The following is a 25,771-nucleotide window of genomic DNA, read 5'->3' as shown; positions in this document are numbered from 1 at the left end:
ATGGTCATAGGATGACTGATCACATCACAATAATAAAAAGGTTCGTCATGAAAAATATTCTGTTGCTGGCCGCTGCAGTCGGTTGTTCATTAGGCCTGAGTGCCCAGGCGACCACCTTCGCTTACATTTCCAGCCCCACCGATGGGCTGATTTCTCAATACCGTCTGGATGAAAAGAGCGGGGCGCTCAGCCTGGTCGAGCAAACCAGAGCGGGTGATCAGGTCAATCCAATGGCCATCACGCCTGATGGCAAAGCGTTATTTGCGGCGTTGCGCGCCAAGCCGTATCAAGTGCTGAGTTTCAGCATCGAGCCTGGCACCGGACACCTCAAACCGCTGAGCCAGGCGCCGCTGGCCGAGAGTCTGGCGTACCTGTCTACCGATCGTAGCGGACGCTTTCTGTTTGGTGCGTCATATGGCGCCGACTTGCTCAGCGTCCAGCCCATCGATGCGCAGCACCGCCCGAGCGACAGCATTCAGACTTACAAGACCGGCATGCACGCACATTCGGTGCGCACCGATCCGAGCAACCGGTTTGTGTACGCCGGTAACCTGGGAGTCGATCGTGTGCTGCAATACCGCCTGGAGCCCAAGGATGGCAAGCTTGTCCCCATCGGCGAGGGCTATGTCGCCGTTCCCGAGAATACCGGCCCGCGCCACCTGGCCTTTTCGTCCGACGGCAAGTTTCTGTATGTCGTCGGCGAAATGAGTGGCACCGTCACGGCCTTCGCGATCAATCAGAAAGCCGGTGCGTTGAAGCAGACCAGTCAGGCAGACGGTATTCCCAAACGCTTGAACCTGGCGCCGGGACAGGCTCGCGATGCGCGCAACAACGATCTCAAGGATGACCCTACGCCACGCATCTGGGCTGCGGATATTCGTATCGCGCCGAACGGCAAATGGCTGTTCATCAGTGAGCGCACCAGCAGCAGCGTGTCGGTGTTCAAGGTTGAGCCCACCAATGGCAAGGTGGCGTTCGTTGAAAATTACCCCGTTCAGGAAAAGCAGCCGCGCAACATCGCTGTTTCACCCAATGGGCGCTGGTTGCTGGTGAGTGGCGAGAAAAGCGACAAGGTGGGCAGTTACGCCATAGGCGAGAAGGGTGCCTTGCAACGGGTCAGCGAAGCGCCCTCGGGCAAGGGTGCGCTGTGGATTGAAATGCTCAGCCAGCCAAGCGAATAGGCGCGTTGAAACTAAAAAGCCCTGTCATATGACAGGGCTTTTTACTATTGCGGGCTGACAGGCTTAGAACGTAACGCCCTGGCTACGCAGGTAGTCGTCATAGGTGCCGCTGAAATCGACCACGCCACTTGGGCTGAGTTCGATGATGCGGGTTGCCAGCGAGGACACGAACTCGCGGTCGTGACTGACGAAAATCAGGGTGCCTGGATAGTTTTCCAGCGCCAGGTTCAGCGACTCGATGGATTCCATGTCCAGGTGGTTGGTCGGTTCGTCCATCACCAGCACGTTGGGCTTTTGCAGGATCAGCTTGCCGAACAGCATGCGGCCCTGTTCACCACCGGAAATCACCTTCACCGACTTGAGGATCTCGTCGTTGGAGAACAGCATGCGGCCCAGGGTGCCACGTACCAGTTGCTCGCCGCCTTGAGTCCACTGACCCATCCAGTCGAACAGGGTGGAGTCATCCTCGAAATCGTGAGCATGGTCCTGAGCGTAATAGCCGATTTCCGCTGCGTCGGTCCACTTGACCGTGCCTGCGTCTGGTTGCAACTCGTTGACCAGAGTGCGCAGCAGAGTGGTCTTGCCGATGCCGTTCGGGCCGATGATGGCCACACGCTCGCCGGCTTCGACCTGGAAGCTGAAGTCCTTGAACAGGGTCTTGCCGTCGAAGCCTTTGGCCATGCGATCGACGATGACCGCCTGACGGTGCAGCTTTTTGGTCTGCTCGAAACGAATGAAAGGGCTGACACGGCTGGAGGGCTTGACCTCGGCCAGCTGGATCTTGTCGATCGCCTTGGCTCGGGACGTGGCCTGCTTGGCTTTCGAGGCGTTGGCCGAGAAGCGGCTGACGAACGATTGCAGTTCGGAAATCTGCGCTTTCTTCTTGGCGTTGTCGGACAGCAACTGCTCGCGGGACTGGGTCGCCACGGTCATGTACTCGTCATAGTTGCCCGGGAACAGGCGCAACTCGCCGTAATCCAGGTCGGCCATGTGCGTGCACACGCTGTTCAGGAAGTGACGGTCGTGGGAGATGATGATCATCAGGCTGTTACGCTGGGTCAGGATGTTTTCCAGCCAGCGAATGGTGTTGATGTCCAGGTGGTTGGTCGGTTCGTCGAGCAGCAGCACTTCCGGATCGGAGAACAGTGCCTGTGCCAGCAGAACGCGCAGCTTCCAGCCCGGCGAGACTTCGCTCATCGGACCGTTGTGCTGTTCGATGCCGATACCCAGACCCAACAGCAGTTCACCGGCGCGGGATTCGGCGGTGTAGCCGTCCATTTCGGCAAACTCGGTTTCCAGCTCGGCAACGGCCATGCCGTCGTCTTCACTCATTTCCGGCAGCGAATAGATGCGGTCGCGCTCGGCCTTGACCTTCCACAGCTCTTCGTGACCCATGATCACGGTGTCGAGCACCGTGAACTCTTCATAGGCGAACTGATCCTGGCGCAGTTTACCCAGACGCACGTTCGGCTCCAGCATCACCTGCCCACCCGAAGGCTCGAGGTCGCCACCGAGGATTTTCATGAACGTGGACTTGCCGCAGCCGTTCGCGCCAATCAGGCCGTAACGGTTACCAGCGCCAAACTTGACCGAGACATTCTCGAACAAGGGTTTGGGGCCGAACTGCATCGTGATGTTAGCTGTGGAGATCAATTACTTTACCTATCAATAACGTGGGCAATAACCGGGGGAGCGCTGGCGTCAGCGGGTGTGGTGCTCAGGACCCCACCGAAGCAGTTCAGTCCGCTCCGTCCGAGCATGAGCTGACCCAACGGGCATACGTCTACAGCAACGACAGCCTGCCACGACTGCGTTGCCGGGATATGAATGTGGGGGTTCACGCCAGACATTGGCGCGCATTGTCGCATAGGTCGGGCGGCAGTGACATGGTGGGCGGCAGGGGATTGCCGAGTTTAACGGGTCGGGGCAGGGTTGGCGCCTGCTTCAGCGCCCTTCGCTGCATGCAACTGCGGACGCCCAAGACAAGCAGGCTGCGTTGCTGTCAGCACTCTGTGACAGCTGAATACTATCGTTGAAGTGCGCAACTGACTTTATGGCGAACTTCATCAAGGCTCAACTTGGGAATGACTTCGTGCGGCACACGCGAGCTGTCGGAGACATTGAATACCTGGAAGTCGCTCCCCACGACCTGTTTCGACATCAGCTCAAGTGATGGAAGAATTCTGGACTCGTAATGCTGGTCCAGACCGCAAGGTGAGCAATTGTCGCTGGAGGATTCATAGAATCGGCCCACGGACTGATTCATATCGAAACCGACCAGAAAGACGTTGTCGAAACCAAGGTGATAAGACAGTTGCAGCGCCAGATACATGACAGTTCGGGCGTCGAAAAAACCAAATTCCAGATCCTTGCTGAAACCGATATCCCGGCTTCTGCTACTCCATAACGAGAGTTTTCTGACCAGTGCATCCTCCCGCGAGCACAGTGCCGCCACCCTCGACACTCTGGGCGATTTCTTCAGGGCATAAGCGCGTCCGGAAGGTCTGGGAATATCGCCGCGAAACTGATCTTCCCAGAGGCCGACATTTTCGCTGGAGCGCATGGCGGCGGCGAACAGCTCAGGCTGCTGCTTGGGAAAATCCCTGTCGGAGCAGACGTAGAACAACGGCTTTATGTTCGTGCCTGCGAACATCGAGAAGGCGCCGTTCATGGTAATCATGGGGATGTGCGAGAACTCTTCGATCGGGAAGTCCTTTGCTGATTTCCCAGAGCCAATCAGGAAAACCGGCCCTTTTTTAGTGCCCTTGCATTGGCTGAAATCAAGCACACGCGTCGGTGCAGGCGTGTGCTCGTGAACAGCATTGCGTACGTAGCGCGTCGAATTAATTGATTGACTAGTCATGACAACCTTGTAAGCACTAGTGGCAAATTAGTTAGGGCGTTGTGCGCGCAACATTATCGGCTGGTGGCCATTAATTCAATATCAAAGTGTTTCAAAAGAGTATCACACTGGAAACAACTGGCTACATAGCAAGGGCGCTGATTACCGAAATGCGCTATTCACTGGAGGGTTTTCGGATGTAAGGTTGGATGGCTGATATTGATTTAATATTTATTGGCCACTACTTGATGGCAATTCAATGTGCGAGCGGAAAGACGAGCTCCAAATAGCTGTCAGGATGATAGATTTGCGCGTGGCCAAGTTGGACGAAGGCGGTCATATGAGGTTTTTCTGCAAGGCCCGGTGATGACCAGGCCCGCCATTTCTGGTGCGTGTTGACGGTTAGTCGGATTTCCTTTCCTGCTTCTTCCTCCTGAACCAGCTTCCCAGCGCGTGGAAAGGGTGAATGAACATCGCAATCGCTCCAAGCAGAAAGACGATGGAGACAAGGATCAGACCCAGCCCTTCGTGTGCAAACATAGTGATTGACTCCTGTTGTCACTTTGTCGGTCCGTTGAAGAGTAGCGGCTGAAACGTTTCATCTCATGAAGAAATGTTAAGGAACTTTCTTGGAGCGTCTTTCAGGCAGGGCCTTGTTCCGGTCGGACCCATGCACGGTTTGGCGCAGACGCCCGGTTTTGCTGCGCCAAACCAGTGGGTTTTAGTGCTGGCTTTGCCAAGGTATGGCATTGCGACAAGTATCTTCAGTGCCGTCGCGGAACTAGATGAGGCGATGACGAGACTATAAGCACGCTCGCGTTCAGCAGGCGTGGCCTGTGAATGTGCATTCTTATGATCCCGGAGGTTACTGACATGAAGTCCCTTTTCCGTCCAGCTTTGCTGCTGGCTGTCGCTTTACCCCTGTTCCTGGCTGGCTGCGGAGACAAGGAGCCCGAGCAGCGCACTGCGTTCACTCAGTTCCTGCAAACCCGAATTGTCGACAAGCCGGGCGTACATGTGCCCAAGCTGACGGATGAGGAGAAGAAAACCTTTGGTGACTACACCTCGCACTATGCGGTCATCTCCGACTTCGGCGCAGGCATGGACTCTGCTGTACAGCCGCTCGCCGGCTTGATGCAGAAAGGCTCTTTTCATTCGGTCAGCGATGTCATTCAACGACGCGCTGACTTGGCTGCTGTGCAGACGGGCCTTGATGAAGTGGGCGAAAAGCTGACCATCGAGCAGGGCAAGGCAGACGCCGCCCGCGCGAAACTCAAGCAGCCGGAAGACCTCAAGGTGGTTTACGACAAGGCCTACGACCGAACTGTCAGCGTACCCGCCAACACCTTCCGCGAAGTGCTGCCGCAGATAAAGGGCACCTTTTCCAGTGGCCTGAAGGTTGCCGATTATGTGGACGCGCACAAATCGCAGATCGATATCTCGGGTTCGACGATCACCGTCAAGGATCCTGTGGTCCAGACCGAGCTCAACAAACTGCTGCAAGAGCTGAACGAGCAGGGCAAGAACGCTCAACAAGCCCAGTCCAAGCTGCAATCGCTGATGACCGGCCGCTGATATCGAGCTGCTGCGTCTGAAGTGACGGCCCGGCCCTGCTGCCGGGCCGGTCCTTGTGTCAGGTATGATTCGGCCATCTGTCTGCCTGATGCCGGGAATCAACCGCCTGATGACTAACCCCTCTTCAATGACCATTACCCTGCGTGATGCTTCCTCTGCGGATGCGTTGTGCCTTGCGGCGCTCGGTATGCAGGTTTTTCTCGACACCTACGCAACGCAGGGCATTCGACAGTCCATCGCCCGCGAGGCGCTGGAAGCTTTCTCGCCTGCGAACTTCGCACAACAGCTCATCGAGCCGACAACGTTCATCGTCGTTGCCGAGTTGCAAGGGCATTTGATCGGCTTTGCTCAAGTCGCGTTGCGCACCGACCACGCAATGCTCGGTGTGTCGAACACCGCCGAGTTGCAACGTCTCTATGTGCAGGAGCGTTTCACCGGGCGTGGAGCGGGGCGGCTGTTACTTGATGCTGCCGAGCAGCGTGCAACAATCCGTCACGCCTCGCTATTATGGGCGACGGTCTGGGTTGGCAATCCTCGCGCTTTGGCGTTCTACCCTCGCCAAGGCTATGCATGGAAAGGTACGCCGCACTATGTGTTTCAGGGCGAAACACATGAGAATCACCTGTTTGCCAAACCGCTGATGACTACTGACTGACACGACGTTGCTGTGCAACAAGGACGCTGAATGCTGCGCATACTGGGCAAGACCTCCTCGATCAATGTACGAAAAGTACTCTGGACGTGTGAGGAGCTGAAGATACCCTTCACTCAGGAAGATTGGGGGTCAGGCTTCAAACCTGCCAACACCGAGGCGTTTGTCGCGCTCAACCCGAATGCCATGGTGCCGGTTATCGTTGATGATGACTTCGTGCTTTGGGAGTCCAACAGCATCATTCGCTATCTGTCCAACCGTTATGCTGGCGACCCTGTTTATCCGCGGGATCCATGTGCCAGGGCGCAGACCGATCAGTGGATTGACTGGCAAGGCTCGGATCTGAACCGATCATGGAGTTATGCCTTCATGGCACTGGTACGGCGCTCGACCGAGCACCAGGACCCTGCCGCCATAGCCGCTTCCTGTGCCCAGTGGGCCAGGCACATGCAGATACTCGACAGGCAACTGGAAAAGACCGGCACCTATGTCTGCGGCGAGCGTTTTACCCTGGCGGACATCCCCATCGGTCTTTCAGTCAATCGCTGGTTCGAGACGCCTCTCGAGCATCCCGACCTGCCCGCCGTCAATGCGTATTACGAACGCCTGAGCCACCGTTCCGGCTACCTTCTGTACGGGCGCAACGGAACTCCGTGACGGTTTGTCGGGCTCGCGTTTATCCTTGGGCATCATAGTGAGTCTTGTTGCCTGTTAAGGAGTCGTCGAAGTGACCACCATCAAAATTACCGCGGGCGGATATGAGTTTCTCGCCGAAGCCCATCCGGATGCGCCGCAAACGGTGGAAGCGTTTCTCAAGCTGCTGCCTTATCGGCAGAAATTCATCCATGTGCGCTGGAGCGGCGAGGGTTGCTGGGTGCCGCTGGATGATTATCAACTGAAGCTGGATGACACATTGATCGGCTTCGAGAACGCAACCAGCCATCCTTCGGTGGGCGACATTCTTTTCTACCCGGGCGGTTACAGCGAAACCGAGATTATCCTTGCCTACGGCTCGTGCTGTTTCGCCAGCAAGATGGGGCAGTTGGCGGGCAACCATTTTCTGACCATTACCCAGGGTAAGGAAAACCTGCGCAAACTGGGCGTGAAGACACTGTGGGAAGGCGCTCAGGACGTGGTTTTCGAACTGGCTTGAGTCTGCCGCTATTGCGCGATAGGCATTTGCCAGTATTTGTTGGAACTGCTGATCTTCGCCAGGGGTCTAGTCCACGATGCTTCCAGCTCCCGGAAGCCGACCTGGAGACATGACCTTGAATATTTTCGAAGCCCTGCGCGAAAGCCATGATCGTCAACGCAGCTACGCTGATGCCCTGATCCAGACCAGCGGCGACAGCGCCGAACGCGAGAAGGCCTACAAACAGCTCAAGGAAGAACTGCAGGCCCACGAAACGGCCGAAGAACGGTTTTTCTATATCCCTCTGATGGCCCACGACAATGGCGTGGACCTGAGCCGTCACGCCATTTCCGAGCATCACGAGATGGACGAGATGATGGAAGAGCTCGATGAAACCGAAATGTCCAGTCCAGCCTGGCTGGCCACTGCGAAAAAGCTGTCGGAAAAAGTGCACCACCACCTGAAGGAAGAAGAGCAGAAGTTCTTCCAGATGGCGGGCAAACTGCTCGACGAAAAGCAGAAACAGAGTCTGGCCGGCGAATACGTGAAGGAATACGAAGAGCAATTGGCTGAAGGCTGATAGCGCTGTGCAGTGCTAGAATCGGCTTTTTATCAGCGAAGGCATGACATGAAGTTTCTGTTTCTGACAAGCGCGGCGGTGATTGCGGCAACCGTATTGACCGGGTGTGCAGCGCCTTCCAGTTCTGCACGTGCCGCAGGACCCTACAAGGTCCTGTCGAGCGCCAAGCAGGATGCTGCCGTTGCCCAGTGCATTCAGGTGACCTGGCAGAACGAAGCCATGTTTGGCACGTCTACTGACGTGTTCCTGCATGACCTGTCCGGTGGCGGCTTCACCGTGTTTACCACAGAATCGACCTACTTCGCCGACGTGCGCGGCAAAGGCCCGACCACAGCCGTTGAATTCTATGCCCCGCAAGGCGATGCTCAGGCCGCGTTGCGCTCTGCGGCCATTGCTACCTGTCTTTGAGTCTTTTCCCCACTCGACACCTCTTGTTCCCACGCCAGCGTGGGAACGCCGTTCTGGACGCTCTTAGTGCCCGTGCTTCTGGCTGATTTACGTCGATACTCCACGCCCGATAACAGCGCATGCGCACAAGAGTGGGGCCGTACCACTCAAATGTGACAATCGGTAGCGTTACCTGCGGGCTTCGTCCCCGCTTTCCCGCTTCAAGCCCAAATTCCAGTCTGTTGATTTGTTTCGACTTTTTTATGGGGTGTCCTCCGTACGCCCTCTATGGCACACTTTCTGCTATCTATTCCGTTGTTACATACCTATATCCGCTATAGCGGAATAATGAATACTTCGGCGGAGTTTAAGTCATGCATCGCGGACCTTCCTTTGTGAAAGCTTGTGCCTTTGTTCTTTCAGCCTCATTCATGCTGGCCAATACGGTGCAGGCAGCCGAAGGCAGCAAGCTGGATGCAGTATTGAAACGTGGCAATCTGGTGGTAGGGACGGGCAGTACCAATGCTCCGTGGCACTTCCAGGGCGCAGACGGCAAGTTGCAGGGCTTCGATATCGACATTGGCAGAATCATTGCCAAGGGCCTGTTCAATGATCCGAGCAAGGTGGAGTTTGTCGTGCAGTCCTCGGATGCACGTATTCCCAACCTGCTGACCGACAAGGTCGACATCAGCTGCCAGTTCATCACCGTGACCGCCAGTCGTGCACAGCAGGTGGCATTCACCCTGCCGTACTACCGCGAGGGTGTGGCGCTGCTGTTGCCTGCCAATAGCAAGTACAAGGAAATCGATGACCTGAAGGCAGCAGGTGACGATGTGACCGTGGCCGTACTGCAAAACGTGTATGCCGAGGAACTGGTGCATCAGGCACTGCCCAAGGCCAAGGTCGATCAGTACGACAGCGTCGACCTGATGTACCAGGCGATCAACTCCGGGCGTGCCGATACAGCGGCCACCGATCAGTCTTCGGTTAAGTACCTGATGGTGCAGAACCCTGGCCGCTACCGTTCGCCTGCCTTTGCCTGGAGCCCGCAAACCTATGCCTGCGCGGTCAAGCGTGGCGATCAGGACTGGCTGAACTTCGTCAACACCGCGTTGCATGAAGCCATGACGGGTGTCGAGTTCCCGGCTTACGCGGCGTCTTTCAAGCAATGGTTCGGTGTCGATCTGCCGGTGCCTGCAATCGGTTTTCCGATGGAATACAAATAAGTCCACTCTGACCTTCAGCGGCAGGGCGGGCCCTCGGCTTTCCCTGCCAGGTACGGGCAAGCATGAATTACCAATTGAATTTTGATGCTGTATGGCGCGACTTCCCCAGTCTTCTGGCGGGGTTGGGCCTTGGCCTGGAACTGGCCCTGATCTCGATCGCGATTGGCTGTGTGATCGGGCTGGCTAACGCATTTGCGCTGCTGTCACGTTACAAGGCGTTGCGTATCGTCGCGTCGATCTACGTGACCGTGGTGCGCAACACGCCGATTCTGGTGTTGATCCTGCTGATCTATTTCGCGTTGCCCGGGCTGGGTATTCGACTCGACAAGCTGGCGTCATTCATCGTCACCTTGTCGCTGTACGCCGGTGCCTATCTGACCGAAGTGTTCCGTGCCGGGCTGCTGAGCATCCACAAGGGACAGCGCGAAGCGGGGCTGGCGATCGGTCTGGGCGAATGGCAGGTGCGGGCCTACATCATCGTGCCGGTCATGCTGCGCAACGTATTGCCGGCACTCTCCAACAACTTCATTTCGCTGTTCAAGGACACCTCGCTGGCGGCCGCCATTGCCGTGCCGGAGCTGACCTATTACGCGCGCAAGATCAACGTCGAAAGCTATCGGGTGATCGAAACCTGGCTGGTGACCACAGCACTTTATGTGGTGGCCTGCTACGTGATCGCTCTGCTTTTGCGCACCCTCGAACAACGTCTGGCGATTCGCCGCTAGGAGGCTGTCATGTATCAACCCCCTGGCTGGCTGCAGGAATTGTGGAATGCGCGGGAAGTACTATGGTCAGGCTTTCTGACCAGTATCCAGTGCTCGGCGCTGGCGATTTGCGCAGGTACGCTGATCGGCATGCTGGCCGGTCTGGTGCTGACCTACGGCGGTTTTTTCGCCCGCTTGCCGATTCGGCTCTATGTGGATCTGATTCGCGGGACTCCAGTGTTCGTGCTGGTGCTGGCGGTCTTTTACATGGTGCCGGCGCTGGGTTGGCAGATCAGCGCGTTTCAGGCCGGCGCAATAGGCCTGACGCTGTTTTGCGGCTCTCACGTTTCGGAAATCGTGCGTGGCGCCCTGCAGGCCATTCCCCGTGGCCAACTGGAAGCCGGCAAGGCCATCGGTCTGCGTTTCAATCAGTCGCTGCGCTACGTGTTGCTGCCTCAGGCCATGCGCCAGATCCTGCCGACCTGGGTCAACTCCTCGACCGAGATCGTCAAGGCGTCGACGCTGCTTTCGGTGATCGGCGTGGCTGAACTGCTGCTCAGCACCCAACAGGTGATTGCGCGCACGTTCATGACCCTGGAGTTCTACCTGTTTGCAGGTTTCCTGTTCTTTCTCATCAACTACGCCATCGAGCTTCTTGGGCGGCAAATCGAAAAACGGGTGGCATTGCCATGACACAGACTCATAACCCCGGCCCGGCGTTGCTCAGCATCGAAGGCCTGCATAAATCCTACGGCCCGGTGGAAGTGCTCAAGGGTGTCGATCTGCGCATGCAGAAAGGCAATGTCGTGACCCTGATCGGTTCCAGCGGCTCGGGCAAGACCACCTTGCTGCGCTGCGTCAACCTGCTGGAAGAGTTTCAGGGCGGGCATATCCGTCTTGAAGGGCAGGACATCGGTTACAGCAACGTAGACGGCAAGCGCACCCGCCATCCGGAGCGTCTGATCGCGCAACACCGGGCAATGACCGGCATGGCCTTCCAGCAATTCAACTTGTTTCCGCACCTCAGCGCCTTGCAGAACGTCACCCTGGGCTTGCTCAAGGTCAAGAAGATGCCCAAGGATCAGGCCGTTGCGCTGGCCGAAAAGTGGCTGGACCGGGTCGGCCTGCTGGAGCGGCGCAATCACTTCCCCGGTCAGTTGTCCGGCGGGCAACAGCAGCGTGTGGCAATTGCCCGCGCCATTGCCATGAACCCCAGCCTGATGTTGTTTGACGAAGTCACTTCGGCACTCGATCCGGAACTGGTGGGCGAAGTGCTGAGCGTCATCAAGGACCTGGCCGAGGAGGGCATGACCATGCTGCTGGTGACGCACGAAATGCGTTTCGCCTACGAAGTGTCGGACCAGATCGTGTTCATGAATCAGGGCCGCATCGAAGAGCAGGGGCCACCCAAGGCCTTGTTCGAACAGCCGAAGTCGGCGCGCTTGAGCGAGTTTCTCAAGAACATCCGTTTTTAAACCTTCATTACGTTTAATGCTTCAAGACAAGGAAAAACTCATGACTATTACCCGTTATGGCGCTGGCAGCACAGCAGGAGGCGGCCAGCCACGCCCATTCGCTCGCGCAGTCGAGGCTGACGGCTGGTTGCACGTTTCCGGCCAGGTACCTGCGCAGGATGGCGAGATCATCGTCGGCGGCATCGTCGAGCAGACGCATCAGACCATGCGCAACCTGATCGCAATTCTTGAGGAGGCCGGTTATGCGCTCAAGGATGTGATCCGGGTCGGCGTATGGCTGGAGGACCCACGGGACTTCTGGAGTTTCAACAAAGTGTTCGGAGAGTACTTCACCCCCGAGCATGCACCGGCACGCGCTTGCGTTCAGGCAAGCATGATGGTCGACTGCAAGGTCGAAATCGACTGTATTGCCTACAAACGCAAGTAGCAGAGCTGCAGCTACATGTTGCAAGCCACAAGCCCGATCACCTGAGGCTTTTGGCTTGCCGCTTTCCCAAGGAATGAGCCTCATGACCGAAGACACGATCAAGCGCCGGGCACGTGGACTGGACCGGGCGTTCGATATCCTGGATTTTCTCAAGGAAAAGGCCAGGCCCATGCGCCCCAATGAGATTGCCAGCGGGATCGGCAGCCCCAAATCGACGGTTTACGAGCTGGTGGCATCGCTGCTGGAACGGCGGATTCTGGAGACAGTGGGCAAGGACGGGCATGTCTATCTTGGCCGTCAGTTGTATTTCCTGGGGCAGGCACACTTGCGGCACTTCGATTTCACTCGCGAGGCCGAAGCCTGCCTGTGCGAGATCGTCAGCCAGACGCGGGAAACTGCGCAGATGTGCCTGCTCAATGGCCGGAAATACACCGTGGCGCTGATGAAGGAGGGTGAGCGTCATTTCAGGATTTCTTCGGACATCGGCGAAAACGCGCCCATCCCATGGACGGCGTCCGGGCGTCTTTTGCTCAGCCACTTGAGCGATCAGCAAATCATCGACCTGATCGACCCCGACGATTTCATTCTGCCAGGTGGCGAACGTCTGCCGCTGGAGACCTTTCTTCGGGAAATCCGCAAAGCCGGCGAGGAGGGATTCTTTTCCTTCAATAGCGTGGCTGACACCTTCACCCATTGCTTCGCCGCCCCCGTGAATAACGAACACGGTCAGTGCATCGCCACGCTGTGCATCGTCGCGCCGCGTGCCGACGCCAAGACCCACTACGACGACTACCGGCGGGTGCTGATCGACAGCGCCAATGGCCTGGCTCGGCGTATCAATGAATAAACGCAGGAGATTACCGATGAGCACCGCCGTAATGGACAAGGGTACTGCGCAGCCGGGTGACAGCCTGGTCAGTGATGTCAGCCTGCCCGCTCTGGTGATTCACAATCAGGCGCTGCAACACAATATTCGCTGGATGCAGCAGTTTGTCAGCGACAGCGGTGCAGAACTGGCACCGCACGGCAAGACCAGCATGGTGCCCGCGCTGTTTCGCCGGCAACTGGACGCGGGCGCATGGGGCATGACCCTCGCCACGGCAGTCCAGACGCAGGCCGCTTATGCGCATGGCGTGCGCCGGGTGCTGATGGCCAACCAGTTGGTCGGTGCGCCGAACATGGCAATCGTTGCCGACATGCTGGCTGACCCCATGTTCGAGTTTCACTGCATGGTCGACCATCCGGACAATGTCGCCGCGCTGGGCGAGTTTTTCGCTGCGCGTGGCCTGCGTTTGAACGTGATGATCGAATACGGCGTACCCGGCGGGCGCTGCGGCTGCCGTAGCGAAGAGCAGGTGCTGGCGCTGGCCGACGCTGTTCTGGCTCAACCGGCGCTGGCATTGACAGGCATCGAGGGGTACGAGGGCGTGATCCATGGCGATCACGCCATCCAAGGCATCAAGGCCTTTGCCGCATCGCTGGTGCGCCTGGCTGTCGACCTGCAGGACAAGGGCGCCTTCGCTCTGGATCGCCCGATCGTCACTGCGTCCGGCTCGGCCTGGTATGACCTGATCGCCGAAGCATTCGACGCCCAGGCTGTTCGCGAGCGCTTCCTCAGCGTGCTGCGACCCGGCAGCTATGTGGTGCATGACCACGGCATCTACAAGGACGCGCAGTGTTGCGTGCTGGATCGGCGCGCCGAATTGAGCGAAGCGCTGCGCCCGGCCCTGGAAGTCTGGGCGCATGTGCAATCCATGCCGGAACCGGGCTTTGCAGTGATTGCCATGGGCAAGCGCGACGTGGCCTACGACGCCGGGTTGCCCAACCCGCTGCTGCGTTACAAGCCAGGCGTGCAATCGGCTGGCGACGATGTGAGCGCCTGCAAGGTGACGGCCGTCATGGACCAGCACGCATTCATGACTGTCGCACCCGGATGCGAGTTGAAGGTCGGCGATATCATTTCCTTCGGTACCTCGCACCCGTGTCTGACGTTCGACAAGTGGCGTTCAGGTTGCCTGGTGGATAATGACCTTCGGGTGATAGAACCTTTCAGTACGTATTTCTAGATAAGTATTTGCAGGAGTATCGTCACATGAGCCTTCCACGGGTCGCCCTGATCGGCGAATGCATGATCGAACTGCAACAGCATGCCGATGGCAGTCTGCGCCAGAGCTTCGGCGGCGACACGCTCAATACGGCGGTCTACCTTTCCCGATTGCTGGGCGAGCGAGCCAAGGTCGACTACGTTACGGCACTGGGTGACGACAGCTTCAGCGATGCGATGTGCCGGATCTGGGCGGACGAGGGCATCGGTCTGGGCAAGGTGCAGCGCCTGCCCGGACGCTTGCCGGGACTCTACTGTATCCAGACCGACGCCAATGGTGAGCGGCGCTTTCTCTACTGGCGCAACGAAGCTGCCGTGCGGGACTGCTTCATGACCCCGGCGGCCGAGCCTATCCTGGCAGCGCTGGCCAGCTATGACGTGCTGTATTTCAGTGGCATCACCCTGGCAGTGCTTGGCGAGCAGGGGCGTGCCAAACTGCTGGAGGCATTGGCGCGTGCGCGTCAGCGCGGAGTCAGGGTCGCCTTCGACAATAACTATCGTCCGCGGCTGTGGGCCAGTGTCGAGCAGGCCCGCGAAGCCTACCTTGCGTGTCTGCAGCATGTAGACCTGGCCTTGCTGACCGAAGACGACGAGCAGGCACTGTATGGCTATGCCGACAGCGAACAACTGCTGGCCGCCTATCGTGGGCGCGGCATCGGTGAAATCGTCGTCAAACGTGGCGCGCAGAGCTGTCTCGTTGAAGCCGGCGGCGAACGTTTCGAAATCGCAGCGCAGAAGGTCGAGCGTGTGGTCGATACCACGGCTGCGGGTGATTCCTTCAGTGCCGGCTATCTCGCGGCCCGGCTCACGGGTGACCACCCGCTGCAGGCGGCGGAAGCAGGGCATCGCCTGGCCAGTATCGTGATCCAGCATCCAGGCGCGCTGGTACCCAAGTCGGTCATGCCAGTCTGATGGCACTTGCCAAGGAACATGCAGTTGATCGGCTAACACACTGACAGACAAGCATTTCGCTGGAACCTGCGCGAAAATCCGGCCACCATAGGCGACCTTTTCGCCTGCGAGCCCACCACCGGAGTCTGCGTGCCTGACGACCTGCCTTCTGCGCTTCCTCATGACCTGGATGTCGACCTTGTACCGCCCCGGCAATTGCCGTTTTTTCGACGCCTGTTGGCGCGGCTGATGGGGCGCAGTCTTACCGGACTGCGCTCGCAGCACGCGCCCTCATGGTCGCAGGGGCATGCCGACGGTTATCTGAACGGCCACATCGAAGGCGTGCGTGAAGGCTATGAAGAGGGTTACCTGGATGGCCAGGAGTCGGGCCGTCAGGTGCTGGTCATCAACGATACCCGGCCCGCCCGGCATCGTGGCCCCAAGGTCGACGATCATTTGTTCGACGACTGGCGGCTGGCGCTTACGCCTGAGCTGAAAAAGCGCATCAAGGCCGACGTCGCCGAAAAACTCCCCGCACATGCCCAGCCCAGCGCGGCGCAGTGGAAGATGATTTTCAGCGATACGCCGTCTACCTACGTGATTGCCGGGGCAGGCGCGGGCAAGTCCACGTCGCTGGTCCTGCGGATTCTGCTGCTGCATCACTACCTGGGCTTCGAACTGAACGCCATGACGGTGGTGACCTTTACCCGTGAGTCGCGCAAGGACTTCATCAGCAAACTGATCGACGTCATGGCCCTGTGGGGGCATGTGCTGGAGCAAAAGCAGGCGCGCGAGCTGGTACGCACCTTCCATTCGCGCATTCTGCCGCTGGTGCGCAGCCTGCCGGGGTTTGAGCAACTGCGCGCGTTCGAGAACCTGAGCAGCCAGTCGTCCGGGCTGGAAGAGGTGGACAGCAACCCCTTCGACTTGCGTATCAACGATGCGCAGCGCCAGCAACTCAATCTCTGCTATCGCGATCTGTACGCCGGTAACGAGCGTTTTCGCGAAGTCATGGCGCCGCTGTATCGCCATGCCCTGCAGCTCAAGGAGCTGGACCGCGATCACCCTGATGTGCAGAAACGGGTCGCGGTGACCGAGCTGTCCTCGAAACGCGATGAAGAGTGGTGCGATACCGTTGAAGACTTGTGGATCCGCGCTGGGGCCTGGCCTATAAAGGGCATTGAGCCCATGCGCCAAGCTGTTGAAATAAATGGTTTTCCGTTTTCGTTTCACGGCTATATCGCCGAGCTGGATGCCTGGGTCGTGCTGGGTCTGGACGCCAGTGAGGACCAGCAACTCAAGCGGCCGGGCGCCAAATTGCCGGTGTGGGCAGAAGGCGTCATAAAGCGCACCCTGTTTCAAGCTTTCTGCAGTAAGCCATTGATATGGATGGATAACTACCAGTCGGCTAGCGAGGTTTTGCAATCGCTGGCAGGGGAAGCCGCCGCGGGGCCCGGATTCGACTACCGGGTCAAGGGCGAGCTCGGTGCGGCACCCTTGCTGGACTGTTTTGTCACGGCTGCCAGCTTTATCGAGAACCTAGGGCTGGATGTGCCGAGCGCCGTGTCCGAGATGAGTTTTGCCAGCGATGACCCGGACCGTTTCTTCTTCGAAGCGCTCAGTCTGTTCTGGAAAGCCTTCGAAACGCACCTGCTGGCTCAATCGCCGCCGATCATGACCTACAACCGCATGTTTGCCTTGTTCGGCGAAACGTCTCCCGAGAACCTCAAGCACGTCAGTGACCCGATGCTCAGACCTCTCGCGCATTTGATGATCGACGAGTTCCAGGATGTCTCGCCGCAGATCGTTTCATGGTTACGCGCCAGCCTGCGCGAAATCAGGCGTCGTGGTCCGGCGTTGCACACGGGCCGCATCGCTCAGCATTCATCGCTGCTGTGTGTCGGTGACGATTGGCAGTCGATCTACGGCTGGCGCGGCAGCTCGCCGAAGTACTTCATGGAGTTCGCAAAGGAGTTTTCCTCCCCGGCGACTACCAGGGTCATGCTCAGTGACAACTTCCGCAGTCATCAGCACATCATCGACGCCGCCGAGCACATCGTCCGTGCGGCCCCGGCTATACCTGGCAAGAAGGCCCGCGCCAGTAGCACGCTCCAGGAGCTGCTGCCGGTCAAAGTACTGGATCGCGATGAGGACGAGCTTGCCGAGCGGGTCGCCGAGCATTACCACGATGGCGACTCGATCCTGCTGCTGTACCGCAAGAGCAGCGAGAAGGCGCGCTTCTCGGCGCGTCTGCAGGCATTGATTGACGCCGATTCGGCAAATGGCGCGCAGAATCGCCGTATCAGAACGCTGACCTACCACAGTTCCAAGGGCTTGCAGGCGGATGCCGTATTTTTGCTGGGCGATTGTCAGCATCTGACCGTCTCGCCCTACAAGAATCAGGTTTACCGGTTGGCAGGGCTGGGTGATGCGAGTGATCTTCAGCCATTCGATACCGCACAGAAGGATGAAGTCTTGCGTCTGGCCTATGTCGCCATTACTCGCTCGGCACGGCACTGTTATTGGTATATCGATGAAAGCGCCAGTTCAGGAGACGCAGTTCAGATGCCCAAAGCGTCAGACCGGATTGCCCGCGACAAGCCTTTCTTCGAAGACCTGCGCAACAAGGCTCGTGTCGGCTGAGGCGTTCATGTCAGATAAAACCGGCGATCTGTCGTTGCGTATGAGTGCCGAATAACTCCAGCTCATCCTCGATGGCTTCGATGATGCGCTCCACGTCTGCGGCATTCATCACCGTAGAACAGGGCAGGCCGGCAATGGCGACCACGGTTTCACCGCTGGCACGGTCGAAAAGTCGCGCAATCATGCTCCCTGGCGCATCCATCGAGGCTTCAAAGCCAACGGGGTGGAAGTGCCAGCGCATCAGTTGGCAGGCATTGGGGAATGTGACTTTAGTCATGACGATGGCCCACCTGAATCAATCGAGCACTTCCTTTGCTCCAATGGGTAGGCAGACAGCCAGAATGCGTCCGGTAAAGCCGTGATGACGAGACGATGACCAGCGGTGCGCATCATCGGTCGGTCAAGTTGCTTTCCAGCAGGATCGCTGAGCGGTCTGACGAACACTGAAAATAGCATTTGCCAGCACCGTTCTGGAAAAATTTTTTATGACGCAGCACAAAAAAATCAATTATATGACCGGTGTCATTAGAAGGTATTAATGGGCACGCTCCATGCATTTGCCGAGCCGCTGCCGCAAGTCCTTTCAATGGAATGAATTTGCCGTGACGAAGATGGTTTTCGTGCCGGGTCTGGGGCAAGCTGTCGCTATTGACCCGAGGAACCGCACATGCTGAGAAACTCCCTTGCCGCACTGATGTTGCTGGCCTCGACCAGTCACGCGGCGGAGACGGTCAATATCTACAACTGGACGGACTATATAGCGCCGGACACCCTGAAGAATTTCGAAGTCGCCACCGGCTTCAAGACCACTTACGAAACCTTTGAAACCAATGAGGCGCTGAACGCAAAGCTGCTGGCTGGCCACTCCGGTCACGATGTGGTTTTTCCGTCCATTCATTTCATGGGCCGACAAATAGAGGGTGGGTTGCTCAAAACCCTCGATAAGCGTCAGTTGCCCAACTGGAAAAATCTCAACCCGGTCCTGCTCAAGGCGCTGGAGGGCAGTGATCCCGGTAATCAGCATGGTTTCCCTTATCTGTGGGGCAGTACCGGCATCGGCTATGACTCAACCAAGGTCAAGGCCATCCTCGGCAAGGATGCACCGCTCGATTCCTGGGATCTGGTGCTCAAGCCGGAAAACATGAAAAAGCTCGCCCAATGCGGTGTGGTATTTCTCGACAGCGCGCCGGCTCTGCTGCCGATCACCTTGAATTACCTTGGCTTGCCGCCACACAGCGAAGTGCCTGACGACTACCGCCAGGCAAAGGCGGTACTGGACAGCGTGCGGCCGTACATACGCAATTTCAGTTCTGCCGATTACATCGCCGACCTCGCGAAGGGCAGAATTTGTGTCGCGGTGGGCTATTCCGGGGATATTTCCCAGGCTCAGGAGCAGGCGCAGAAAGAAGGCAATGGCTTCACCATCGATTATGTCGTTCCGAAGGAGGGCGCGCCCATGTGGTTCGATATGGCCGCCATCCCGGCTGACGTCACCGATACCAAGGGTGCCTACGCGTTCCTGAATTACCTGCTGCGCCCCGAAGTGATCGCCAATATCACCAATACCGTGCATTACGCCAATGGCAATGAAAAGGCAGACGCGCTTATCGGCCCAGGCCTGTGGACCGATACCACGGTGTACCCGGACGCCGATATGTTGAGCCGCCTGTTCGTGATGTCTCAGGTCCCCGAAACTATCGATACGTTGCGCGAGAAGCTCTGGGACACATTCAGGGCCGACAAGTAACGCTGTTCAGATGACATGGGCCTGCTGCAGTTCGGTCAGCGCCTGAGCTTTCAAGCGGGCCAGCAGCGGATCGCGACGATCCCTCGGCGTCTGCAGCCCGACCGGCAATTGGTGGGTGATTGTGCCGGGACGGCTGCCCATCACCAGCACGCGGTCGCTCAGGTACAACGCCTCGTCGACATCATGAGTCACCAGCAACAGGGTGATGGCGTGGCGCGCGGCCAGTTGCAGCAGCAGGTCCTGAAGCTTCATCCGGGTAAACGCATCGACTGCGCTGAACGGCTCATCCAGCAGCAACACCGCCGGGTGCGAGTACAGGCCGCGCGCGATAGCCACGCGCTGCGCCATGCCCCCTGACAGCGCTTTGGGCAAGGCGTCGGCAAAACCGGAAAGGCCCACTTCTTCGATCAATTGGCCGACCCAGTGGCGGTCGTAGCGGTCATCGTCACTGAAACCGATATTCTGTGCGACGGTCAGCCAGGGCATCAGGCGCGGCTCTTGAAACACGAACGCCACTTCGCCCTGAATACGCTGCACCGAACCACGAAAATCCTGCTCCAGTCCGGCGACAATCCTCAACAGCGTGCTTTTGCCGCAGCCGCTGGGGCCCAGCAGGCTGACGATTTCACCTGACTGCAGCGACAGATCGATGCCGTGCAGCACGGTATTGCCCGCGAACGCCTTGTGCTCGACGCGTATATCCATCAGTGATTCCGGCATGTATCAACCCTCACGGCTTTGCCCGTTGAATGTATCGCGCCAGGCCAGGAAGCGTTTTTCCAGGCTTGCCAGCAGGCCGTCGCTGAGTTTGCCCAGGGTCGCCAGAACGATGATGGCCGCCAGCACGATGTCCGGGCGCGAGGTTTCGCGCCCGTCACTGAGCAGGTAGCCCAGGCCTTTGGTGGCCGCGATCAGCTCGGCGGCCACCAGAAACATCCACGACAGGCTCATGCCGCTGCGCAAACCGGTAAACAGGCCGGGCAGGGCGGCGGGCAGAAGAATGCGCCGGGTCAGGCGATAGCGGCTCAAACCATACATCTGGCCGACTTCCACCAGCTTTCGGTCAATGCCTCGAATCGCGGCCACGCCGTTTAGATAGACCGGAAAGAACGCACCAATGGCAATCAGCACGATTTTCGATGTCTCGCCAATGCCCAGCCATAGCAGCAGAAGCGGCACCCACGCCAGACTCGGAATGGAGCGAAGGCCGGCGAATGTCGGCTCCAGATACGCCTCTGCCTCACGACTGAGCCCCACCCACGCGGCAAACACCAGGGCCAGGCTCGCGCCGATCGCAAACCCGCTGAGCACACGCAACAGACTGGCACTGATGTGTTTCCACAACGCACCGTCCGCCAGGTCGCGCAGAGTCAGCACGATCTCGCTGGGTGCTGGCATCTGATAGGCAGGCAGCCAACCGATGCGGACGATCATTTCCAGCAGGACGATGATCACTGCCGGTACTACCAGACCCTTGAGTGGTGTTCTGTAGCGCTGCCAAAGCGTTCGTTTGGCCTTGTCCGGCACTGTTGCCTGCGCTGAGGCAGGCAACGACTTGTTGCGGCTGGTCATGGAGTGGCGATCACGGCTTTGGAGAACTCAGGCGTGATCAGTTGATCGATGACCTGCCCGACATTGACGCCCTTGCGCACCAGGTCCTCCGCGACCAGAATCGGCGCTGCGGCCTTGGACGCCTCGACGTCTTGCGCGCTCAGTTGCGGGTTGCTCAGGTCTGTGCGGGTCAATTGCAGCCTGGCGACTTCCAGCGGCAGGCCCGACTCGGTCGCCAGCAGCCTGGCCAGCTCATCAGGGTTTTTCACTGCCCATTCTCGAGCCTGTTCATAAGCGCTCAATACTGTCCTGATCGCCTGTGGATGTTCCTTGGCGTAGGTTTCCGTGACGCTCAGTACGCCATAGCTGTTGAAGTCCTTGTTGCGGTAAAGCAGGCGCGAGCCGGACTGTATTTCACTGGCCGCCATGTGCGGGTCAAGCCCTGCCCAGGCATCTACGTCACCCTTCTCGAGGGCTGTACGCCCATCGGGATGCTGCAAGTGCAGCAGCTCGACATCATCCTTTTTCAGCCCGGCCTTCTGCAGCGCGCGCAAGGTGAACAGATAAGGGTCGGTGCCTTTGGTGGCGGCTATTTTCTTGCCTTTGAGCTCGGCAACCGATTGCAGGGGAGAATCCTTGCGCACCACCAGCGCCGTCCATTCTGCCCGGCTGTAGACATACACCGACTTGATCGGGCTGCCGTTGGCCCGGGCCAGCACGGCAGACAGGCTGGCCGATGAAGCAAAGTCGACGCTGCCACTGTTCAGGTACTCCAGCGAGCGGTTGCTGCCCTGGCTCAACACCCACGTGACTTTCGCCTCCGGCAGGGCTTTCTCCAGCCAGCCAAAATGCTTGAGCGCCAGGCTGACCGGCGAATAGTAGGCGTAGTCCAGACGGATTTCGGCAGGCGCGGTCTCGGCGGCCTCAACTGCACCGTTGAGGCTCAACGCCAATACACAGGTGCTCGCCATCCAGCGAATCAGCGCGCGGGGAGACAGCGACCGAAAAGAAACGGGGGGTTGTGGCATAGTGGCATCCAGGTCAGGAAAACTAGAGCCGCAGCGACCGGTTGGTATATTCCAAAACAGGCAGTTCGCAGGGCGTGAAATTCAGAAAAGGAATATTGCACGCTCTATGCCAAACACCAGAGTGCTTGAATTCAAGGGTTTTACGCGGCTTTCCGGCGTCCGTGATGTTGATCTGACAACGGTCTGTTGAATGGCTGTTGCCAGGCAAACAGTCAGGTCTGATGACTCCTCTTTCGACGATTTTTTGACATTTTCTCTGTTTGTCAGACGATTTTTTTTGCCGACATTGCAACAGAATCGTTTTTTGACACTCTTAATCGTCCACATTCTTAATTTCGAAACATGTGCGCATTAAGATTCGCGCGTGACCCTTTTTGACTGATCCGCAGAAAATTCCAGGGCGAGCTGCATAAGCCTGCGTATTCGCACCAGCCAGATGGCTGTCCCCTTTCAAATGCGCACCGGACTCAGAAAATAATGAATATGCCGAAAATGCCTTCCTTCACCCGACTTCAGCACCGGCTCGCGTGGTGCTTCTTCCCCTCCGTGCTGGTGGCTTCTGCCCTGGTCTTGTTCACCATGGGCAAAGGCGTCCATGCAGAACCCAAGAATGGTACCCAGACACTGGTATTCCTTCGTCACGCCGAAAAGCCGGCCATGGGGCTGGGTCAACTGAACTGCCAGGGGCTCAACCGGGCGATAGAATTGTCGGAAGTCCTGCCCAGAGAATTCGGCAAGGCTGATTTCATTTTCGCTGCCAACCCGAGCCGACATGTGGAAGAGGGTGAGGGCGACCAGTCCTACAGCTACGTTCGTCCGCTGATGACGGTAGGCCCCAGCGCAATCAAACTGGGTCTGCCCGTCAACCTCGACTTCGGTGCCAACGACACCGCAGACCTGGCCGATGAACTGATGCAGGACAAGTACCACAACGCAGTCATCTACACCGCCTGGTCGCACGGCTACCTGCCGGAGCTGATCAACAAGGTTGCTGAAGAGGCGTCCGGCAAGAGCATCAATCTGCTGGATGACTGGACAAACGACGATTTCGACTCAGTGGTTGTCGTCACCCTGAAATGGGTCGATGGTAAAGCCACGCTCGATTACAAGAATCAAAAGCAGGGCCTCGACAACGGCACCCAGACCTGCCCTGAAGCGACCTGATGTCGAACCGCAACGGTTTTCAGCCGTTGAGCGACTTCATCGACGCCGCGTTATAACGCTCCCCGGATGCCGACCCCTGGGCCGGGAAAATCGCTTCCAGTTGGGCAAGGTCATCAGTACTCAGCGTCAATGAAGCTGCGGCCACGTTGCTTTCCAGGTACTTGCGCTGCTTGGTGCCGGGGATCGGAATGATGTCCTCGCCCTGAGCGAGCACCCAGGCCAGCGCCAGTTGTGATGCGCTGATGCCCCTGGCCGTAGCCAGTGTTTTTACCTTCTCGACCAATTGCAGATTGCGATTGAAGTTTTCGCCCTGAAACCGTGGGGTGAAGCGACGATAGTCATCGGCCGCGAAATCGTCCGGGGTACGCAATTCACCGGTCAGAAACCCCCGGCCGAGCGGGCTATACGCCACGAAGGCAATACCCAGGCGACGGCAGGTGGCAAGTACGCCATCCTGTTCCGGATCGCGTGACCAGAGTGAGTACTCGCTCTGCACAGCCGCAAGCGGGTGCACCGCGTGTGCCTTTTCGATGGTCGCTGCACTGGCTTCGCAAATACCTATGTGGCGTACCTTGCCAGCCTTGACCAGTTCAGCCATGGCGCCAATGGTGTCCTCGATGGGCACCTTGGGGTCGACGCGGTGCTGATAATAGAGATCAAGGTAATCGGTGTTCAGCCGCTTCAGACTGGCGTCGATGGACTGGCGAATGTACGCCGGGCTGCCATTGACGCCACGTGCATGCGGGTCGTCGCCACGCACGATGCCGAACTTGCTGGCCAGGTAGATACCTTCACGCTTGCCCTCGAGGGCACGGCCAAGCAAGGCTTCGTTGGTGTACGGGCCGTACATGTCCGCCGTATCGAAAAAAGTGACACCCAGCTCCAGCGCGCGGTGCAAGGTGGCGATGGATTCCTTTTCGTCGATGCCGGTGGTGTAGAAGTCCGACATTCCCATGCAGCCCAGCCCGAGGGCCGAAACCTGCGGACCGAGTTGACCCAATTGGCGCGTGATCACAATGAGTGCTCCTGATCGTTGAAAGAGCGGTCGAGTTTCGCCTCTTTGCCTGGCTCAATAAACCGGGTGTTTCTTATTTCACTGTTGTTGAAATCCAAACAATGTCGCCTATAGCGGTGTTCATCGCCTGTCGTGGGGCATGCAACACCGCGCCTCTTGAATCCGACAAAGCGCGCTAGTCACAAAACACCGAATGGAGTACAAATGTACTCCATGAGCACATTATCTCCTAGACGCAGCGCTATCCTTACCTTCATCCGCGATCGCATCGCGCAGCAGGGGCAATCACCGAGCCTGGCGGAAATTTCCGAGGCTTTCGGTTTTGCTTCGCGCAGCGTGGCGCGCAAACACATTGTGGCCCTCACTGAAGCCGGGCTGATCGAAGTCGTCCCTCATCAGGCACGGGGTATTCGCCTGCTGAACACTGAGCCACGGCCCGAATTGCTGGAAATTCCGGTACTGGGGCGCGTGGCGGCGGGCGTACCGATCGGACCTGATCTCGATATACACACCACGCTGCACCTGGACCGCAGCACCTTTACCCGTGTGCCGGATTACCTGCTGCGTGTGCAGGGCGACTCGATGATCGAGGACGGTATTCTCGATGGCGATCTGGTCGGCGTGCACCGTAACCCGCAGGCCAGTGACGGGCAGATCGTGGTTGCCCGTCTGGACGGCGAGGTGACCATCAAACGCCTGCAACGCCGCGCCGATCAGATACGCCTGTTGCCGCGCAACCCGGCCTACGAACCGATCATCGTCACGCCCGATCAGGACTTCGCCATCGAAGGCGTATTCTGCGGGCTGGTGCGTCGCGAATGATGGGCGCGGTGGTCAGCCTGGATGCCTTGCTGGATGAACGCAGGGTCTGGAAAGGGCGTCAGCAGAGCGCGCCACAGGTCAGCCCGCAGCCCAGTGGCCACGTGTTGCTGGACGCTGCGTTGCCCACCGGCGGCTGGCCTGCTGCGGCCCTGACTGAAATCCTCATTCCGGCCAATGGCAGTGGCGAACTGCGCCTGCTATGGCCGAGCCTGGCGCGGCTCTCCGCGATCGCCGAGCGCATTGTGCTGGTCGCACCGCCTTATATTCCGTACCCACAGGCCTGGCTGGCCGCCGGCGTCGATCTGCGTCAGTTGGTGGTGATCGAGGCGAGTCCCCGTGATGCGTTGTGGGCCGCCGAGCAATGCCTGCGTTCCGGTAGCTGTGGTGCGGTCGTGTGCTGGCCCGGCATGGTCGATGACCGTGCACTGCGACGCTTGCAGGTGGCTGCCGAAACCGGGCAGACCCTGGCCTTTGCCTGTCGCCCGCAGCAGGCCGCCGCCAACCCTTCACCTGCGGCCCTGCGCATAGCGCTCGATACCCGTCCCGCACAGTTACGGGTGCTCAAATGCCGAGGCGGACTTGCGCCGCCTTTCCCCATTCCGTTCCCGACCGACGCTTGAGGTTC

Annotated in this window: 28 protein-coding genes; 20 read left to right on the top strand and 8 right to left on the bottom strand. The window is 58.4% G+C overall.

Annotated elements, in window-relative coordinates; translation table 11 throughout:
- Positions 1-47 precede the first annotated feature (47 nt).
- Positions 48-1,181, top strand: coding sequence for a lactonase family protein (locus tag JOE29_RS12305; RefSeq protein WP_210079552.1), 1,134 nt, complete (start codon positions 48-50; stop codon positions 1,179-1,181).
- 63 nt (positions 1,182-1,244) lie between these two features.
- Here the strand turns inward: JOE29_RS12305 and JOE29_RS12300 are convergent, their stop codons facing one another.
- The 3 genes from JOE29_RS12300 to JOE29_RS12290 all read right to left on the bottom strand — a co-directional run bounded on the left by JOE29_RS12300 (position 1,245) and on the right by JOE29_RS12290 (position 4,563).
- Positions 1,245-2,834, bottom strand: a complete 1,590-nt coding sequence (locus JOE29_RS12300; protein ID WP_003395611.1) for an ABC-F family ATPase — start codon at positions 2,832-2,834, stop codon at positions 1,245-1,247.
- 373 nt (positions 2,835-3,207) lie between these two features.
- The gene (locus JOE29_RS12295) at positions 3,208-4,044 is read right to left on the bottom strand and encodes a hypothetical protein (RefSeq protein WP_058446106.1); all 837 of its coding nucleotides are present in this window, start codon (positions 4,042-4,044) and stop codon (positions 3,208-3,210) included.
- 381 nt (positions 4,045-4,425) lie between these two features.
- Positions 4,426-4,563 carry a hypothetical protein gene (locus JOE29_RS12290; protein WP_003369471.1) on the bottom strand — a complete coding sequence of 46 codons (138 nt, stop codon included), beginning with the start codon at positions 4,561-4,563 and terminating at the stop codon, positions 4,426-4,428.
- Between the two features lie 333 nt (positions 4,564-4,896).
- Between JOE29_RS12290 and JOE29_RS12285 the strand changes: the two genes are divergently transcribed.
- The 15 genes from JOE29_RS12285 (at position 4,897) to JOE29_RS12215 (ending at position 17,819) form a co-directional block, all read left to right on the top strand.
- Positions 4,897-5,598 (top strand): DUF3053 domain-containing protein, encoded by a 702-nt coding sequence (locus JOE29_RS12285; protein WP_003410332.1) that lies wholly within the window; start codon positions 4,897-4,899, stop codon positions 5,596-5,598.
- 109 nt (positions 5,599-5,707) lie between these two features.
- The gene (locus JOE29_RS12280; protein ID WP_245226697.1) at positions 5,708-6,253 is read left to right on the top strand and encodes a GNAT family N-acetyltransferase; all 546 of its coding nucleotides are present in this window, start codon (positions 5,708-5,710) and stop codon (positions 6,251-6,253) included.
- A gap of 30 nt (positions 6,254-6,283) precedes the next feature.
- A complete protein-coding gene (locus JOE29_RS12275) occupies positions 6,284-6,907 on the top strand; it encodes a glutathione S-transferase (protein ID WP_057406698.1) in 624 nt (207 codons plus the stop codon).
- Positions 6,908-6,977: 70 nt separating this feature from the next.
- A complete protein-coding gene (locus JOE29_RS12270; protein WP_024648372.1) occupies positions 6,978-7,403 on the top strand; it encodes a DUF3830 family protein in 426 nt (141 codons plus the stop codon).
- A 115-nt stretch (positions 7,404-7,518) separates the two neighbouring features.
- A complete protein-coding gene (locus JOE29_RS12265; RefSeq protein WP_003369485.1) occupies positions 7,519-7,962 on the top strand; it encodes a hemerythrin domain-containing protein in 444 nt (147 codons plus the stop codon).
- Positions 7,963-8,010: 48 nt separating this feature from the next.
- A complete protein-coding gene (locus JOE29_RS25470; RefSeq protein ID WP_003395591.1) occupies positions 8,011-8,370 on the top strand; it encodes a hypothetical protein in 360 nt (119 codons plus the stop codon).
- Positions 8,371-8,723: 353 nt separating this feature from the next.
- Complete coding sequence (locus tag JOE29_RS12255) at positions 8,724-9,575, top strand: transporter substrate-binding domain-containing protein (protein ID WP_003416527.1); 852 nt, start codon at positions 8,724-8,726, stop codon at positions 9,573-9,575.
- A 62-nt stretch (positions 9,576-9,637) separates the two neighbouring features.
- Positions 9,638-10,300: an amino acid ABC transporter permease gene (locus tag JOE29_RS12250; RefSeq protein WP_003345502.1), complete on the top strand. Its 663-nt coding sequence runs from the start codon at positions 9,638-9,640 to the stop codon at positions 10,298-10,300.
- Between the two features lie 9 nt (positions 10,301-10,309).
- Positions 10,310-10,972: an amino acid ABC transporter permease gene (locus tag JOE29_RS12245; protein ID WP_044312851.1), complete on the top strand. Its 663-nt coding sequence runs from the start codon at positions 10,310-10,312 to the stop codon at positions 10,970-10,972.
- The gene (locus JOE29_RS12240) at positions 10,969-11,754 is read left to right on the top strand and encodes an amino acid ABC transporter ATP-binding protein (RefSeq protein WP_010429566.1); all 786 of its coding nucleotides are present in this window, start codon (positions 10,969-10,971) and stop codon (positions 11,752-11,754) included. The genes JOE29_RS12245 and JOE29_RS12240 overlap by 4 nt, the downstream gene beginning before the upstream one ends.
- Positions 11,755-11,794: 40 nt before the next feature.
- Positions 11,795-12,181, top strand: a complete 387-nt coding sequence (locus tag JOE29_RS12235) for a RidA family protein (RefSeq protein WP_003317642.1) — start codon at positions 11,795-11,797, stop codon at positions 12,179-12,181.
- Positions 12,182-12,263: 82 nt separating this feature from the next.
- Positions 12,264-13,028, top strand: a complete 765-nt coding sequence (locus JOE29_RS12230) for an IclR family transcriptional regulator (RefSeq protein WP_003317643.1) — start codon at positions 12,264-12,266, stop codon at positions 13,026-13,028.
- 16 nt (positions 13,029-13,044) lie between these two features.
- Positions 13,045-14,247 (top strand): amino acid deaminase, encoded by a 1,203-nt coding sequence (locus tag JOE29_RS12225; protein WP_044312849.1) that lies wholly within the window; start codon positions 13,045-13,047, stop codon positions 14,245-14,247.
- 26 nt (positions 14,248-14,273) lie between these two features.
- Entirely contained in the window at positions 14,274-15,197 is a 924-nt protein-coding gene (locus JOE29_RS12220; protein WP_044312848.1) for a sugar kinase, read from the top strand.
- 129 nt (positions 15,198-15,326) lie between these two features.
- The gene (locus JOE29_RS12215; RefSeq protein ID WP_044312847.1) at positions 15,327-17,819 is read left to right on the top strand and encodes a UvrD-helicase domain-containing protein; all 2,493 of its coding nucleotides are present in this window, start codon (positions 15,327-15,329) and stop codon (positions 17,817-17,819) included.
- A gap of 10 nt (positions 17,820-17,829) precedes the next feature.
- On the opposite strand, the gene JOE29_RS12210 is transcribed toward JOE29_RS12215, so the two are convergent.
- Entirely contained in the window at positions 17,830-18,096 is a 267-nt protein-coding gene (locus JOE29_RS12210) for a DUF1652 domain-containing protein (protein ID WP_003319126.1), read from the bottom strand.
- A 390-nt stretch (positions 18,097-18,486) separates the two neighbouring features.
- Between JOE29_RS12210 and JOE29_RS12205 the strand changes: the two genes are divergently transcribed.
- Positions 18,487-19,566 carry a polyamine ABC transporter substrate-binding protein gene (locus JOE29_RS12205; protein WP_210079551.1) on the top strand — a complete coding sequence of 360 codons (1,080 nt, stop codon included), beginning with the start codon at positions 18,487-18,489 and terminating at the stop codon, positions 19,564-19,566.
- Positions 19,567-19,572: 6 nt separating this feature from the next.
- On the opposite strand, the gene JOE29_RS12200 is transcribed toward JOE29_RS12205, so the two are convergent.
- Genes JOE29_RS12200 through JOE29_RS12190 form a run of 3 tightly spaced genes read right to left on the bottom strand, consistent with a single transcriptional unit; the run spans position 19,573 to position 22,145 of the window.
- Positions 19,573-20,286, bottom strand: a complete 714-nt coding sequence (locus JOE29_RS12200) for an ABC transporter ATP-binding protein (protein WP_074996890.1) — start codon at positions 20,284-20,286, stop codon at positions 19,573-19,575.
- A 3-nt stretch (positions 20,287-20,289) separates the two neighbouring features.
- Entirely contained in the window at positions 20,290-21,138 is an 849-nt protein-coding gene (locus JOE29_RS12195) for an ABC transporter permease (protein ID WP_004417815.1), read from the bottom strand.
- Positions 21,135-22,145 carry an aliphatic sulfonate ABC transporter substrate-binding protein gene (locus JOE29_RS12190; protein WP_044312845.1) on the bottom strand — a complete coding sequence of 337 codons (1,011 nt, stop codon included), beginning with the start codon at positions 22,143-22,145 and terminating at the stop codon, positions 21,135-21,137. The genes JOE29_RS12195 and JOE29_RS12190 overlap by 4 nt, the downstream gene beginning before the upstream one ends.
- Positions 22,146-22,622: 477 nt before the next feature.
- Between JOE29_RS12190 and JOE29_RS12185 the strand changes: the two genes are divergently transcribed.
- Positions 22,623-23,309 (top strand): hypothetical protein, encoded by a 687-nt coding sequence (locus tag JOE29_RS12185; RefSeq protein WP_017279439.1) that lies wholly within the window; start codon positions 22,623-22,625, stop codon positions 23,307-23,309.
- A gap of 19 nt (positions 23,310-23,328) precedes the next feature.
- Here JOE29_RS12185 and JOE29_RS12180 read toward each other — a convergent pair whose 3' ends face one another.
- The gene (locus JOE29_RS12180; RefSeq protein ID WP_024684600.1) at positions 23,329-24,324 is read right to left on the bottom strand and encodes an aldo/keto reductase; all 996 of its coding nucleotides are present in this window, start codon (positions 24,322-24,324) and stop codon (positions 23,329-23,331) included.
- Positions 24,325-24,528: 204 nt separating this feature from the next.
- On the opposite strand from JOE29_RS12180, the gene lexA reads away from it, so the two are divergent.
- Positions 24,529-25,146: a transcriptional repressor LexA gene (gene lexA / locus JOE29_RS12175; RefSeq protein WP_004417811.1), complete on the top strand. Its 618-nt coding sequence runs from the start codon at positions 24,529-24,531 to the stop codon at positions 25,144-25,146.
- Positions 25,146-25,766 (top strand): translesion DNA synthesis-associated protein ImuA, encoded by a 621-nt coding sequence (imuA, locus tag JOE29_RS12170; RefSeq protein WP_003420666.1) that lies wholly within the window; start codon positions 25,146-25,148, stop codon positions 25,764-25,766. Before lexA ends, imuA begins: the two co-directional genes overlap by 1 nt.
- The last annotated feature ends 5 nt before the right edge of the window (positions 25,767-25,771 follow it).

This window comes from Pseudomonas sp. PvP009, assembly GCF_017832995.1.
Lineage (GTDB): Bacteria > Pseudomonadota > Gammaproteobacteria > Pseudomonadales > Pseudomonadaceae > Aquipseudomonas > Aquipseudomonas syringae.
The sequence above is the reverse complement of the archived record's forward strand: the minus strand, read 5'-3'. Positions and strand labels throughout refer to the sequence as shown.

Coding starts and splice junctions, on each gene's coding strand:
- JOE29_RS12305 (WP_210079552.1), top strand. CDS start 48: ATGAAAAATATTCTGTTGCTGGCCGCTGCAGTCGGTTGTTCATTAGGC.
- JOE29_RS12295 (WP_058446106.1), bottom strand. CDS start 4,044: ATGACTAGTCAATCAATTAATTCGACGCGCTACGTACGCAATGCTGTT.
- JOE29_RS12290 (WP_003369471.1), bottom strand. CDS start 4,563: ATGTTTGCACACGAAGGGCTGGGTCTGATCCTTGTCTCCATCGTCTTT.
- JOE29_RS12285 (WP_003410332.1), top strand. CDS start 4,897: ATGAAGTCCCTTTTCCGTCCAGCTTTGCTGCTGGCTGTCGCTTTACCC.
- JOE29_RS12280 (WP_245226697.1), top strand. CDS start 5,708: ATGACTAACCCCTCTTCAATGACCATTACCCTGCGTGATGCTTCCTCT.
- JOE29_RS12275 (WP_057406698.1), top strand. CDS start 6,284: ATGCTGCGCATACTGGGCAAGACCTCCTCGATCAATGTACGAAAAGTA.
- JOE29_RS25470 (WP_003395591.1), top strand. CDS start 8,011: ATGAAGTTTCTGTTTCTGACAAGCGCGGCGGTGATTGCGGCAACCGTA.
- JOE29_RS12255 (WP_003416527.1), top strand. CDS start 8,724: ATGCATCGCGGACCTTCCTTTGTGAAAGCTTGTGCCTTTGTTCTTTCA.
- JOE29_RS12250 (WP_003345502.1), top strand. CDS start 9,638: ATGAATTACCAATTGAATTTTGATGCTGTATGGCGCGACTTCCCCAGT.
- JOE29_RS12245 (WP_044312851.1), top strand. CDS start 10,310: ATGTATCAACCCCCTGGCTGGCTGCAGGAATTGTGGAATGCGCGGGAA.
- JOE29_RS12240 (WP_010429566.1), top strand. CDS start 10,969: ATGACACAGACTCATAACCCCGGCCCGGCGTTGCTCAGCATCGAAGGC.
- JOE29_RS12235 (WP_003317642.1), top strand. CDS start 11,795: ATGACTATTACCCGTTATGGCGCTGGCAGCACAGCAGGAGGCGGCCAG.
- JOE29_RS12230 (WP_003317643.1), top strand. CDS start 12,264: ATGACCGAAGACACGATCAAGCGCCGGGCACGTGGACTGGACCGGGCG.
- JOE29_RS12225 (WP_044312849.1), top strand. CDS start 13,045: ATGAGCACCGCCGTAATGGACAAGGGTACTGCGCAGCCGGGTGACAGC.
- JOE29_RS12220 (WP_044312848.1), top strand. CDS start 14,274: ATGAGCCTTCCACGGGTCGCCCTGATCGGCGAATGCATGATCGAACTG.
- JOE29_RS12210 (WP_003319126.1), bottom strand. CDS start 18,096: ATGACTAAAGTCACATTCCCCAATGCCTGCCAACTGATGCGCTGGCAC.
- JOE29_RS12205 (WP_210079551.1), top strand. CDS start 18,487: ATGCTGAGAAACTCCCTTGCCGCACTGATGTTGCTGGCCTCGACCAGT.
- JOE29_RS12200 (WP_074996890.1), bottom strand. CDS start 20,286: ATGCCGGAATCACTGATGGATATACGCGTCGAGCACAAGGCGTTCGCG.
- JOE29_RS12195 (WP_004417815.1), bottom strand. CDS start 21,138: ATGACCAGCCGCAACAAGTCGTTGCCTGCCTCAGCGCAGGCAACAGTG.
- JOE29_RS12190 (WP_044312845.1), bottom strand. CDS start 22,145: ATGCCACAACCCCCCGTTTCTTTTCGGTCGCTGTCTCCCCGCGCGCTG.
- JOE29_RS12185 (WP_017279439.1), top strand. CDS start 22,623: ATGAATATGCCGAAAATGCCTTCCTTCACCCGACTTCAGCACCGGCTC.
- lexA (WP_004417811.1), top strand. CDS start 24,529: ATGTACTCCATGAGCACATTATCTCCTAGACGCAGCGCTATCCTTACC.
- imuA (WP_003420666.1), top strand. CDS start 25,146: ATGGGCGCGGTGGTCAGCCTGGATGCCTTGCTGGATGAACGCAGGGTC.